We start from the raw sequence: 13,218 nt of genomic DNA, 5'->3' as shown, positions 1-13,218 counted from the left end.
GCGCTCCAGGGCCCAGGTACGGGAGCGGCCCGGAGGAGAGGATGCGGATGAGTCTGCGGACGATGCTGGGGTGTGCGGCACTGGTGTGGCTGTCATTGAGTGGCACCTTGACGGGCTGTGCGGCGAAGCAGGGCGCGGAGAAGGGCGGCTCGGAGCCGCGGCGCGAGGAGCTGGGCGGCCTGACGGAGAAGGAGTTCCAGGGGCTGCACGAGCTGAAGGCGGAGGCGGCGCCGCCCCGAAAGGGGCAGCTGTTGGAGATAGCGGGGGCGCGGGCCTACCTGAGCCTGCCGGAGAACGCGCGCCAGCCCATTCCGGGGGTGCTCGTCATCCACGAGTGGTGGGGACTCAACGAGCACATCATGCACTGGGCGGACCGGCTGGCGGCCCAGGGCTACGCGGCGCTGGCGGTGGACCTGTACGGCGGCAAGGTGGCCACCACGCCCGAGGAGGCCATGGCCATCATGAAGACGGTGGACCCGAAGCGCTCACAGGAGATCCTCCAGGCGGCGAACCAGTACCTGATGACGGCGTCACGGGTGCAGTCGACGCGCACGGGCGTCATCGGCTGGTGCTTCGGAGGCGGGTGGTCGCTGCGCGCGGGCATGGCCATTCCGGAGCTGAGCGCGGTGGTGATGTACTACGGGCGGCCGGTGCTGAACGTGGAGGAGCTGAAGGCAATCAAGGCGCCGGTGCTGGCCATCTTCGGCACGAAGGACGAGTCGATTCCCAACGACGTGGTGGAGGAGTTCGACGAGGCGCTGTCGGACGCGGGGGTGGCGCACCGCATCCTGAAGTACGACGCGCCGCACGCCTTCGCGAACCCCTCGGCCCCGGGGCGCTACAACGCCGAGGCCGCGGCCGCCGCGTGGGAGCAGGTGAGGGGCTTCCTGGACGAGACGCTGAAGCAGTAGGGCTCAGCGGACGCCCAGAATCCATCCCTCTTCGCGCAGGGCCGCGTCCCGTTGTCCGGGGGTGAGGCCCGGGGGTGGAGCGAAGAGGGGCGCGAGGGTGCCCGCCGCGTCGAGCGCCGCGAAGTGCCGCGCGAGCGCCTCGACCTGGAGCCGGTCCTTCACGGCTCCCTCGCGGGCCGGGACGGTGAGGAGGGAAGGGTAGACCTCCGCGAGGAGGAGCCCTCCCTTGCCGGGGACGCGCGGGGGCAGGGTGAAGCCCGTCTGGAAGGGCCAGACCTGGAGGTGTCCGGCGAGCCGGGGATGCTCGAGGAGCTGGCGCACGCGGGGAAGGCCCAGCAGCGTCTGGCTGCCCACGGAGCCGATGCCGCAGAGCTTCCAGACGGGCTGCGCGCGGGGCGTGCGCGCATCGGCGAGGCGCTTCTCCGCGAGCCCGCGCACCGGGTAGGTGAAGGCGCGGGTGGCGGTGAGGTGCGGCGCCGCGTGGCCCCGGGGATGGCCCCAGAAGGGCCCGGCGCCTCCCGAGATGCGCGCGTTGAGGGCCGCGGCCACGTCGAAGCGGTTGTTGCCGTTGTCCGGCGTGTCCCGCACCAGGCGGCTCCACTCGTCCCAGAGGGCCCGCCACGGCTCGCCCGCGAGCCCGAGCGCCGCCGCCGTGCCCTGGGGATAGCCGAGCGCGAAGTCGAAACCCACGAGGACACTGGCTCCGTCCGCCACGGCCCGCGCGAGCCGGGTGCCAAGGCCCTCGAGGGCCTCGGCGCGAGTGGGAGGATTCACGGCTCCTTCCAGGCGGAGCCCGCGCGAGGTCCACGCCACGAGCGCCCACCAGATGCTGTCCCGGCCCCGCTTCGGTGTGCTGGAGGCGCTCCAGTCCACCACCAGGTAGGCATCGAACCGCATGGCTCAGTAGGGCTTCTGGCCCACGTAGTTGCCCGGGGGCGTGTAGTTGCACACCCAGAGCTGCCACGTGGGGAACTGCGAGCCGAAGGGGGAGTTCTTCGTGCAGATGGCCGTCGCGCACCCCACCTGCGTGGTGTTGCGCCACACCACCTGCGTGTAGTGGCCGCACACCTTGCCCGGCGCGCACTTGTTCGTCGCGTACGAGTAGTCGGCCGCCTCGGATGCCCAGTCCTCCACCACCTGCGCGTTCGTCTTCGAGCCCGGGGGGGCCGCGGCGGCGAGGTTCTCCCCGAACTTGCCCCGGTTCTTGTTGTGCTCGAACTGGCACTGCTTGACGTAGGCCTGCGCCACCTTGGCGGCCTCGGGGGACCAGGTGAGCGGGGGGAGCGCCGGGGACGGCGTGGGCTTCGCCTTCGTCCGGGCCGCGTTGTGCGCGGCGACCATCTCGGAGGCCAGGGACGCGTTGGCGCTGGCGGCGGGCTTGGTGGCCGCTTCGCTGGTACCGAGGCCAGCGGCGCCCACCGACAGGCAGGCCAGCGAGAGGGCGAGCAGGCGGAACTTCGTGGGCTTCATGGGGGCTCCTGTGCGTTGCAACACTTCGACGCGGGCTCGATTCGTGGCAAGGATGCGGCCCGAGGACCGACCCTCACCCTAACCCTCTCCCAGAGGGAGAGGGGATAAGACACGGAGCCGACCTTGGATACTCCGCACGACCCGCTCGCCGGCCTCCGCCCGGCCGCCGATCCCCGCGACCCCCGCGCTTCCGCCCTCCTGCGCTCCTTCTCGCCCGGCACGCCGCTCCAGGACCAGCCGGTCCTGCTTGGCCTGCCCTATGACGGCGGCATCCCCTCGCGCCCCGGTGCCCGCTTCGGCCCCAAGGCCCTGCGCGAGGCCCTCGGCTCCTACGGCTCCTTCGACGGCCAGCGCGAGCTCGGGGAGGTGGTGGACATGGGAGACCTCACGCTCGCCTGTATGAATGGCGCCGTGACCCACGCCCGCGTCGAGGAGGCCTCCCGCAACCTCTTCGCCACGGGCGCGCGCCCCATCTTCGTCGGCGGAGACCATGGCCTCACCGGCTCGCTGATTCGCGGGCTCGCCGCCGCGCGCCCCAATCTGCGCCTGGCGCTGGTGACGCTCGATGCCCACCTGGACGTGCGCGAGTACGACAACGAGTCCTCGCTCTCCAGTGGCACGCCCTTCCGCCGCGCCCTGGAGACCTCCATCCTCACCGGCGCGCGCACCGCGATGATTGGCATCCGCTACCTGGCCAACTCGCGCCACTACCTCTCCTGGGCCCGCGAGCAGGGCGTCCACCTCTACACGGTGGACGACGTCGCCGAGCGCGGAGCCGTGGCCATCGCCCGCGAGGCCCTGTCGCGCATCATGAAGGACGCGGATGCGCTCTACCTCAGCGTGGACATCGACGCCGCCGATGCCGCGGTGGCCCCGGGCGTCAGCGCGGTGAGCGTGGGCGGGCTCTCCTCGCGGGAGATGATCGATGTGGTGCGCACCGTCTCGGCCGAGCCGTGGCTGATTGGCGCCGACCTGATGGAGCTGTCTCCGCCCCACGACGAGAACGCCCGCACGGCGAAGCTGGCCGCGCGGCTGTTCCTGGAAGTGCTCTCCTCGCGGGGGTGAAGCCCCGCGGGCGGCCTGGCGTCAGGCTTTCTTGGCCCTGGCGCTGTTGAACATCCAGTTGATGCCGAACTGGTCGCCCAGCGCGCCGAACATCCCACCCCAGGGGGCGTCGATGAGCGGCTGGACGACCTTGCCGTTCGCCGCCAGCGCGTCGAAGCAGGCCCTGGCCTGATCGGGATCGTCGAACTCGAGGGCGACGTTCACGTTCCCGTTCTGGGGCAGCGCCTCCGTGCTGGGGCCGCCGTCGCTCATCATCAGGAGCGCGTCGCCCACACGCAGGGCGGCGTGCATGACCTGGTTCTTCATCGCCGCGGGACAGCTCTGGTCCACGTCTCCGAACCGCTGCAGTGCCTCGACCTTGGCGCCCAGGGCGCGCTGGTAGAAGGGGATGGCCTGCTCTGCCCTGCCGTTGAGGATGAGGTAGGGGGTGGCTGCCTTGATCGTCATGGACGGCTCCTTTCGGTGGGGAAAACGGCTCCTCGGGGGAGCCTCGCACCGGGAGACGGCGGGACCGGCTCGAAATCATCGGTCCCCCTGAAGATTTTCCGGGAGCCTCCAGCGGCGGGTTCGATTCCCGTCGCCTCCAATAGACGTTGCCCGCCGCCTTGAGGCGCCCCGCTCCTAACGAGGAGGCGTGGAGCATCTTGGGGGACCAAATCGGTTCTTGTCGGACCAATTTTGGACCAAATCCGTTGGCGTATAGGCAGGAGAGAGGCCGTGTTGAGGGGGAGGGGTGGTGCAGAGGGGCCGAGGAGGGCCGCTGACGGGTGCCGGCCGAGCTGTGAGCCGGGCCGGTGGAGAGGCCACGTAGCCTGCTTGGGCATGCCTGCCCAGGCCGCCCTCCCATGAGGGGCGCGGCAGGGGCATCAGGTCTCTTGGCTGTGGCGGCGTCAGCCTCAACACCATTGCGGCCTGGGATGGCGCTCGCGCCGGGGTCAGGCTCGCACCTGCCGTGGGCAGTCCCAGGTGCTCCAAGATCGCGCGCACCGCTCTGGCTTGCTTCACGTACGCCAGCACCCGCCGCCTGCCTCCACACCTGACGCAGGTGAACACGTCCACCGCGAATGTCCTGCGCAGCAGCCCCGCGAAAGTCTACTGGCGGCGTCCTCTCCTTCCTCCGCTCCTGCTTCGCCCCTGCCTCCGGCGCCACGCTCGCCTCCTCTGCTCCTACCTGGGGGCGCGTCACGCTCCTCTCCTCCGCACCTGCTTGGGGGAGCGCCACGGTCCGGCTAATCACTCCTACACCTGAAACGACGACGCCCGGCAGGGGATGAACCACAGGCCGCTCTTAAAAAAATAGTGCCACATTCCTCAGCGATTACCGGCGGTTGCCGGTGATGGGCCGTCCTGATTCGGCAAAGTCTTCAGGATCCCAAATCGGCTCTGCCACACTGCTGGCTGGAGTTTCGGCCACGGGCTCCAAACGAGTCCGCTCACACACGAAAGGATGTATGTCTATGGACCACCCAACCACCAAGTGGCTGTTGCACTGGGGCCTCGGCGGGGGCTCTCTCGTGCTCGGCTTCCTCTGGGGCCTCTACCGCCTCGTCCTCACCAAGCCGTAGCCGGACGCCGCCCGAAGACCTGCCAGCGACGACACCGCGTGGCACATCGAGGCAAAGCGACTAACCGATTCACGCCCCTCCGGTCGCTTTTTTGCCGCCAGCACTAGCCGACCGGAACCTTAGCAAAACACAGCCCGACCCACACCGCACGGCATCTGCCGTTGCGGCACGCCACCCTCATGCCTGGGCTCTGCGGTCCGGGCTCCACCACCCCGTTGGACAGAAAGGAGGTACCCCATGGACCCCGCCATGCAGCAGTGGCTCATTCAGCATGCGCTTCGTATCAGCTCCGCGCTGCTCCTTGTCGCCGCCGCCCTTCACGACATGTACTCGAAGAAGCCGTAGCTGCCGACTCGCCGGAGGGCTGGTGCTGCCCAGGCCAGTTCTCCTTCAGCGGCCCGCGTTCGGCTCCAGCGGCTCGCCCAAATCGTGCGGGGTGGCGTCCCACCAGCCGGTGCTCGCCTACTGCGCCGCGCCCAACACATGCTCGCCAGCCAGGCCATCGATATGTAGCGGAGTCGTAGAGCGCCTGATACTCCACGGGCCCGCTGCATCAGTGCGGCGGCATGGAGGCAATGGTCGTGGGAATCGACAAGAAGAAGAGGGCGGCGTACGAGGCGGCGCGCGCTGAGCTGACGGCTTCGCTCGCGGTGAGCAACGCGCTCGCCAGTGCTGTTCAGACATGCGAGGAGCCAGCCCTGAAGGAGTCGTTGAAGGTGGCTGGGCTGAAAACCAACGCTATGCTTTTCATGGCGGCGACGACCTACAACCGCTTGGCGGATGATCTCCTCGACGAGGTGGACAGTGAGATCAAAGTAGAGATGGCCAAGCGCAAGAAGGCCCCCGAAGCGGGGCGGGCCTCTCGCAAGCCGACGAAGTAAAGGACCTCTACGCGCCCGGTGCGCACCTTCCCCGCTGCGTCACCGGCCCGCGTCCTTCAGCGCCTTGCGCAGCAGCCAGACCGGGGCCGTCTCTTTTCTCCAATTTTTCGGCTCGGCCTTGCAAGTAACCCCTCACTACCATGCGCTGGTGCCGACGTGTGGCGTCCCTGGTGCCTCCGCCTCGGGCAAACCTTACGAGGTTCCACGGCGTCTTCGCTCCAGGCGCCAAACTGCGGCCATTTCTGGTCCCTCAAGCAGGTGCGGAGGAGGCGAGCGGGGGACTTGAGGCAGCGTGTAGAGCGACAGCAAAATTGACCCCCTGGCGACACTAAAACTGACCCCCTCCCGGCGCCTCCACACCAAGGAGGTAACCTCGATGGGAGAGACGGCAGCAGTTGTGGCACCCCGCGCGGCGGAGGTGCCGATGGTCGAGCAGGAAGTGGTGCGACGCATCCGCGTGCTGGCGGAGGCGGGCTGGGGCCACAAGCGGATAGCGCGCGAGGTGGGCGTGGCGCGCAACACGGTGAGGCGCTACCTGCGCGCGGGCAGCGCGGCCGACAAGCAGGTGCGGCCCAAGGCGCGGCGGCTCACCGGGGAAGAGCAGCAGCGCGCGGTGGAGCTGTGGAATGGAGCGGCGGAGGGCAACGCCGTCGTCGTCAAGGCGCTGCTGGCCCAGGAGGGCGTGGAGGCCAGCGTGCGCACCGTGCAACGAGCGGTGGAGGAGAGACGGCAGCAGGTGCACGCGGCGCAAGTGGCCACGGTGCGCTTCGAGACGAAGCCGGGGCAGCAGATGCAGGTGGACTTCGGCGAGAAGAAGGTGCGCCTGGGCGGGCAGCTGGTGAAGGTGTTCCTGCTGGTGGCGGTGCTGAGCTTCTCGCGCCGGCTGTTCGTGCGCGCCTTCCTCAATCAGCGAGGAGACGACTGGCGCGAGGGAGTGGCCGCGGCCTTCGTGCACTTCGGAGGCGTGGTGCTGGAGGTGCTCGGGGACAATGCGCGGCCACTCGTCGAGGAGCACGACAGGAAGGCGGGCACGGTACGCTTCCACCCGGCCTGGGTGGAGTTCTGCCGGGACTGGGATGTCACGCCCAAGGCGTGCGGGCCGTATCGCGCGCGCACCAAGGGCAAGACGGAGTCGGGCGTCAAGTACGTCAAGCGCAACGCGCTGGCGGGCAGGGACTTCGAGTCCTTCGCCGCGCTGGAGAAGCACCTGGTGGAGTGGATGGCCGAGGCGGATGCGCGCGTGCACGGCACCACGCACGAGCGGCCGTTGGACAGATTCGAGCGAGAGGAGAAGGCCGCGCTGCGTCCACTGCCCTCGCGTCCGCTGCCGCGCCGGCAGCAGAGGCTCAAGCGCAAGGTGGCCAACGACGCGCTCGTGGACGTGGACACGGTGCGCTACAGCGTGCCGCACCGGCTGGTGCGCGAGAGCGTCGAGGTGCAGGTGGGGGAAGCCGAGGTGCGCATCTTCCACGCGGGCAAGCTGGTGGCCACGCACGCACGCGGCAAGGAGCCACACGGGCGCGTCGTCGACCCGGCGCACTGGGAAGGACTGTGGCGAGCACGCGCGGTGGAGCCCGCCGAGGACAGCTCCAAGCTGGCCGTGCACGGGCGCTCGCTGGAGGACTACGCCGCCGTGGTGGAGCAGGGCGCGAAGTGGGCATCAAGGGGGAGCGCGCGCAGCTCGGCTGCCCCTGTACCCTCAAGCTGTGGGAAGCGCAGGGGCCGCGCACCGTCACCCTTGGGAGCGTCACGTTCCCGGTGAGCCAGCAGGCGAGGCCCTGAGCACGGCCAGCGCGAACCGTGCCGAGCCTCAAGGGGTGGAGCGACCGCCAATCTCCGGGAAGCGCTCGTAGGCCCGTTTAAGCGCGTCCAGGTGAGCGGGGTTGTCCAGGTCGAGCGGCGCATCGGTGAGCTGCACGACCCACCCGCCCGTCGCGGTACGCCGTGAGCGTGACAGCAACTCCGCGTCGCGAGCCGGGTCCGGAAAGCCGATGGCTTCTGCGGCAGCGGGCGACCAGTAGTTCAGCCACCCAAGGAAATAGGGAATCTCTGGTGCGCGGATCTGTTCGAGGAGCTTGAGAGCAGGCAACCCCCGACGTGGGGACGGCGGCCCTTCCAGCGTGGGGGCCGTCTGATAAGCGATGTCCAGTGCAGCGGCATCCGGCGTCGCATGCCCCCAGAACGCGCGAGCGCCCTCCGCTATGCGCTCCAGCATCTCGCCCGCTGCCGCGATAACAGCCGCGTCTAGCGGCAACTCCGCATGGACGTCGAGCAACGACTGACCGCCCGGGCAGAGGCGTCCCGCTCTCCCCCTTCCAGAAACCGTCACGGGGTAGCTCTCGTCTCCATTGCACAGGAGCGGGAGCTTTCCGCGTGTTGTCGCCTCAACGAGCCAAGCGTCGCGTTGCGGTAACTCGATGGGGCGCCCTCCTTTGCCCACTTCCCAGTTCAGGCGCAAGCCGGGCAGCGCCCGTTCCATGCCACGGACGACAGCGAGTGTGCGGGCGTCATTGGCCATGAGCGCTGGCGCGTAGACGGTCATATCGAGGCGCTTCTGAGTGGTCATCGTTTGCATCTTGTGACGACGATGTTGAGGAATCGATCCGCTCGCAGCAGCGCGTCTTTGTGTGCTTGGGTGCTCACCCCGATCACGTAGCCATATCCGCATGCCGCCGCCGCGTCTCGCTCCTTTTCTATTTGCTCCAACTCCTTCTCAATCTCCCGGCTCCGGATGAAGTCCGGGTATGTGTCAAATCGATGGGTCTTGATTTCCCACAGCACACGCACGCCGACTTGCAGTGCATCGAAGCGCACACCGCCCACGAGCACATCCATTCCGGGATAACGGTTGGGCGGAAACTGATCGGCGCACTTGTTATGCGCGTCATCCTCGCCCGCGTGCGGTTCCGGGATGGGCTCGCACCAGCGGCGGTCTCGCTCCGTGATTTCGACTGGCCCAATGGGAGGGAAATCCGGCCCCGTTGGCTCCGGCTTGGGCCTTTTCTTCGGCGAGGGCTTCTGCGGGGCGGGCGCTGTTTCAGGCATGGGCCGAGTTTCAGACGCGGGCCATACCTCGGGGCGGCCCATATCCAGAGCATACGCATCCAGGGCCTCTTTGATGGCGAAGCCCACCACCACCACGCCCGCGACTATCACCGCCCCCACGACGATCTCCGGCGCCGCGAGGACGCAGACCCCGAGTCCCAAGGCAGCGCCACCTGCAGAGGCGATAGCACACCTTCCCGTGGGGTCGTGAAACTCGATTCGGTCATGGTCGAGGGCATGAAAGCACCGCTCCGCCAGCACGGGCCAGGGCTCGGAAGCCTCCTGGACGACACACTGCCCCCCGTCCGTCCAGGGCAGCTTCGCCGCTCGGTGGAGGTTGGCGAGCCTCGTGTTCAGGGCCGCTGGCTTTCTTGGGCTCGGCGCTGACGTAGCGCAGGCTGTGACAAAAAGCAGAAGTGCGATGCACGCTCGAAAACGCATGGCTACGTCCTCCCATCGATTCAGGACCTAAAGGGTCCCGGCGGGGCGGTTCGGAGTATGAAAGCACGCCCCGGCCAGCCACGAACGCTCGCCAGGAGAGCGGCAGGGGGCCTGGCCTAGGGGCGGCTGCTTCGTGCTCAACACCCTGATAACTCCACTCAGTGCCAGACGGGGTTCGGCGAACTCATACGCAGGCCCCGCCATGTTGCACGTATGGCGCAGGAGCGTGCGGAATGGACCGGAACGAGGCGGGACAGGAGGGGACGCGGCGGGATACCGACTCCCAAGCATTCCGGGCGGTTGCGAGGTAAGGGCGCGATTCTGCTAGAGGTTTCGCACCGCCCGGCGCGGGTTCGATTCCCGCCGCTTGCACTCGATCAGCGCTCTACGTGCGCTGCGAGGCCAGCGGCGAGCGCGTCGAAGACGGCACGGCAGCGTGGGATGGACCTCAGGTTCTCGTGCATCGCCAGCCACGTGCCGAGCTTCAGCTCGAAGGCGTCCGGAAGCACGCGGACGAGCTGGCGGTCCCGGCGGGCCAGCGCGACCTGGCAGATGCCAATCCCGAAGCCGGCCCGGATCGCCGCCAGTTGGGCGAGGTGACTGTCCGTCCGCAACGCGAAGCGGCTCACGTCGAGCTTCGGCATCCGCTTCATCAAGCTCCGGATGTCCGGCGTCTCCCGGTCGAAGCCAATCATGCTGTGCGCGGCGAGCTCCTCGAGGCGTTTCGGCGTGCCCCGCCGATTGTCCGGGAGCCACCGGCGGCGGGTTGGATTCCCACCGCCTCGGGGCAGGCATGAAGAAGGCGGGAGAGGCCCGGTGTCCTCTCCCGCCCGGACCGTGGCCTACGCGCGGCGGCGGCGGCGCAGCACCACGAGCCCGCCCAGCGTCAGCACCATCATCAACGCGGGCTGGGCGCTTCCGGTGGAGGAGCAGCTACCGCCCTGGTACCAGGCCTCCGTCAGCACCGTGGTGTCGTGGGGGCTGGAGGTGCTCTGGAACTCCCTCCACTCCGCGTTGGCGGTGAGCTGGTGCGGGCCGGCGGACAGCTCGGCGTCACACTGCCAGGCGCCCGTGGCATCCGCCTTGGCGGTGCAGACGGTGCGGCCCTGCTCGTCCTTGACGGTGATGTCGGCCTCCGGCATCGCGCTGCCTGTCACCTTCACTCCCGGACCCTGCACGGTGCCGGACGGCCCGGTGATGACGGGCGGGTCGATGTCATCGCGCCGCGTGAGCAGCACGGCCGTGGAGTCGCCCGAGCTGTTCCCCGCCTCATCCTTGGCGGTCGCGATGACGGTGGAGTGGCCGGCGGGCAGCTCGGCGGGGCAGCTCCACTGTCCATCGTCGTTGGCCACCACGGTGCACACGGGCTCGCCATTGACCTTCACGAGGACGCTAGAGCCCGGGTCCGCGGTGCCCGTGAGGAGCGTCTCCCGGCCGTACACCACCGTGCCCGCGGCGGGAGAGGTGATGACGGGCGCGCAGGGGGGCGTCTCGTCGGCGATGACGGTGATTCTCACATGGGAGGTGGTGCCCACCGTGGTGGTGACGGTGTTGGAGACCACCATGTCGCTGGAGGCGAGGGTCGAGCCACTCCCGCCCGCCGTCACGGTCGCGGAGACCGGGGCGTAGCTGGCGCTTCCGCTCAGCTTGAGCGTGTAGTCCGCGGCCCAGACGGGGAACTCCAAGGTGCCGTCCGCAGCCGACAGGGCGGAGGCCGGCTGGTTGTTGGAATCCAGGAGGGGGTTGCCCGCGCCATCGAGCAGGTACACCCGGGCCCCGGCGACCGGGCTGCCGTCCCTGAAGGACACCACCGTGGCACGCAGGCGGGTGCCACCGCAGGTATCGAAGGTGGGGACATTGGGGGTGACGGAGCTGTTGAGCACCTGGTCAGTGAAGGCGTTGACGCCGGAGCCGGTGGTGAAGGAGCCCTTGGCGGTGACGGGGGTGGACAGCGGGCTGACGGGGGTGGTGCTGGCCAGTCCGGGGCCGGTGGGGCAGGTGATGGCCTGCACCGAGAGGTCCCAGCACAGCTGCGGGGGAGAGCCGGTGGTGACGCGGAACTCGCCCATGGGCACCACGCTGGTGTCGCTGAAGCCCTCGGCGGCGATGTCGAAGGCCGGCGTGCCACCCGTCGCGGACGGCGAGAGCGCCGTCAGGTCCACGGTGGGGTCCGCGGAAGACAGCGGCAGGTCGGTCCAGCCGGCAATGGGGACGCCGTTGGAGTCGCGCACCGTGAGCTTCGCGGAGGTGTACTGGGCGGGGGTGGGCGCGAGGAGCTTGAAGCTCTTGTACTGGTAGACGCGCTCCTCGGGGTTGCAGCTCAGGCGGGGGACGGCGACCGAGGCCTTGAAGGAGATGCGGGCCGGCCCACCGCCACAGCCAGAGGCGCCGGTGCTGATCTTCCAGTTGCGGATGATGCCGTCATCCCCGTTCGTCCACAGGCAGTCCGGGTCCTCGGGGTCCAGGTTGGTCGTGTAGAGGGCGTTCACCGCGATGGGGAAGGCATCCGCGCACCTGGCGTCGGTGGCCATGTCCCAGCAGGTGCTCTTGTTGCCGTTGATGCTCCAGACGGCCTTGGTGCCGGCGCTGTTGCCGCTGCCCATCTGGAAGGACGCGGTGTTGAGGCCCACGATGGGATTGGTGGTGAGGTGGGCCATGAAGTTCGGCGGCAGCGTGTGCGCGGAGCCGTCCAGCCCGAAGCATTGGGTGTCCGCGCAGATGTTGTGGATGACGCCGTCCGCGCTGCGCGGGGCCCACACGGGGCTGCGAGTCACGGCCTGGGGCCAGGAGCCGGCGCACCGCGCCCAGGTGGTGCTGTCGTAGCAGTCCAGGTTCTTGTTGGCGCCGGGCAGCACGTAGAGCCTGTTGCCCACCGCCTTGAGACTGGAGTGCTCGACACTGCCGTTCTCAGGCAGCGCCAGCCCCGGGCACTCGGTGCCGGTGGCCATGTCCAGGCAGGTGATGCGGGTGACGCCGCCAGCGGCGAAGCCAATGGCATACAGCTTCCGGCCAATCACCACCGGGTCCACGTGGTCGTTGTAGGTGCCGTAGGACACGGCGGTGGAGCCCGCGTGCTCGGAGCGCACCACCGGCGTGGCGCAGCGCGCGGAGGTGCTCAGGTCCACGCAGTCCCAGGCCAGCTGGGGACTGGTGCCGGTGGTGGTGGTGGGGTGCCAGAGCTTGTTGGACGCCGCGTCGATGCGGGCCGTGGAGCGGTGGGCTGTCTGCGTGAGCGCCAGGGGGAAGCCCGGACACGTGCTGGAGTCCGACAGCTTGCGGCACATCAGCGTGGAGGGGCCGTTGTGGTGGTGGATGTTGAAGACGCGGGTGTACGTCGGGTCGAAGAACACGTCCCAGCCGTCACCCGCGCTGCCTCCCGAGAAGGAGGGGGCCACCACCGCCACGGGCGCATCGACCGTGGAGATGAGGGCCTGCCGGTCACCGTCCACGGCCTCCACCTTCAGGGAGCCGGTGGTGACGATACGCGAGACCTGAGCCCACTCGCTGGCGGTGGCCGGCGCCTTCGCCAGCTTCGTGCCACCCGCGTAGTAGTCCAGGCTCCAGCCCTGGGGGAAGATGGGCTCCTTTCGGATGCCGTGGACGTTGGGGTCCCACTGCGCTTCCACCGTCTGGGAGATGGTGCCCACCACCGCGGCGGGCGGCAGCGTGGCGACGTAGGAATAGACGCCCCCATCGAAGGTGCTGGTGGCGGAGAGGTCCGTCGGGGCCAGCGCCTGCTCGGCGCTGGAGTCCGTGGTCTGCTGTGCACTGGACGCGCCGGGCTTCTCGCCGCAGGCGAGGCTCAAGAGGAGGGTACCGAGGCTTGCGATCCGCGCCACG

Annotated in this window: 10 protein-coding genes and 1 pseudogene; 4 read left to right on the top strand and 7 right to left on the bottom strand. The window is 69.0% G+C overall.

Going from position 1 to position 13,218, the window contains the following annotated elements; translation table 11 throughout:
• The first annotated feature begins 47 nt into the window (after positions 1-47).
• Positions 48-911 carry a dienelactone hydrolase family protein gene (locus NR798_RS44585; protein WP_375768716.1) on the top strand — a complete coding sequence of 288 codons (864 nt, stop codon included), beginning with the start codon at positions 48-50 and terminating at the stop codon, positions 909-911.
• 3 nt (positions 912-914) lie between these two features.
• Here NR798_RS44585 and NR798_RS44580 read toward each other — a convergent pair whose 3' ends face one another.
• Positions 915-1,808 (bottom strand): hypothetical protein, encoded by an 894-nt coding sequence (locus NR798_RS44580; RefSeq protein WP_375768715.1) that lies wholly within the window; start codon positions 1,806-1,808, stop codon positions 915-917.
• A 3-nt stretch (positions 1,809-1,811) separates the two neighbouring features.
• Positions 1,812-2,381: a CAP domain-containing protein gene (locus tag NR798_RS44575; protein WP_375768714.1), complete on the bottom strand. Its 570-nt coding sequence runs from the start codon at positions 2,379-2,381 to the stop codon at positions 1,812-1,814.
• Positions 2,382-2,504: 123 nt separating this feature from the next.
• Here NR798_RS44575 and NR798_RS44570 point away from each other — a divergent pair, with 123 nt between their 5' ends.
• Entirely contained in the window at positions 2,505-3,446 is a 942-nt protein-coding gene (locus tag NR798_RS44570) for an agmatinase family protein (RefSeq protein WP_375768713.1), read from the top strand.
• Positions 3,447-3,467: 21 nt separating this feature from the next.
• On the opposite strand, the gene NR798_RS44565 is transcribed toward NR798_RS44570, so the two are convergent.
• A complete protein-coding gene (locus tag NR798_RS44565) occupies positions 3,468-3,893 on the bottom strand; it encodes a VOC family protein (RefSeq protein ID WP_375768712.1) in 426 nt (141 codons plus the stop codon).
• 1,699 nt (positions 3,894-5,592) lie between these two features.
• On the opposite strand from NR798_RS44565, the gene NR798_RS44560 reads away from it, so the two are divergent.
• Positions 5,593-5,892: a hypothetical protein gene (locus tag NR798_RS44560; protein WP_375768711.1), complete on the top strand. Its 300-nt coding sequence runs from the start codon at positions 5,593-5,595 to the stop codon at positions 5,890-5,892.
• 424 nt (positions 5,893-6,316) lie between these two features.
• Positions 6,317-7,531 (top strand): annotated as a pseudogene (gene istA / locus NR798_RS44555) (IS21 family transposase); the annotation flags it as partial.
• Positions 7,532-7,702: 171 nt separating this feature from the next.
• Here istA and NR798_RS44550 read toward each other — a convergent pair.
• From NR798_RS44550 to NR798_RS44535, 4 genes are all read right to left on the bottom strand, one after another.
• Positions 7,703-8,458: a DUF5953 family protein gene (locus tag NR798_RS44550; RefSeq protein WP_375768710.1), complete on the bottom strand. Its 756-nt coding sequence runs from the start codon at positions 8,456-8,458 to the stop codon at positions 7,703-7,705.
• Positions 8,455-9,099 carry a DUF6310 domain-containing protein gene (locus NR798_RS44545; RefSeq protein ID WP_375768709.1) on the bottom strand — a complete coding sequence of 215 codons (645 nt, stop codon included), beginning with the start codon at positions 9,097-9,099 and terminating at the stop codon, positions 8,455-8,457. The genes NR798_RS44550 and NR798_RS44545 overlap by 4 nt, the downstream gene beginning before the upstream one ends.
• A gap of 656 nt (positions 9,100-9,755) precedes the next feature.
• A complete protein-coding gene (locus NR798_RS44540) occupies positions 9,756-10,169 on the bottom strand; it encodes a LysR substrate-binding domain-containing protein (RefSeq protein ID WP_375773922.1) in 414 nt (137 codons plus the stop codon).
• Positions 10,170-10,220: 51 nt separating this feature from the next.
• Complete coding sequence (locus tag NR798_RS44535; protein WP_375768708.1) at positions 10,221-13,184, bottom strand: Ig-like domain-containing protein; 2,964 nt, start codon at positions 13,182-13,184, stop codon at positions 10,221-10,223.
• Positions 13,185-13,218: the final 34 nt, after the last annotated feature.

The organism is Archangium gephyra, from assembly GCF_042230915.1.
In the GTDB taxonomy this organism is placed as follows: Bacteria; Myxococcota; Myxococcia; order Myxococcales; family Myxococcaceae; genus Archangium; species Archangium gephyra_B.
The sequence above is the reverse complement of the archived record's forward strand: the minus strand, read 5'-3'. Positions and strand labels throughout refer to the sequence as shown.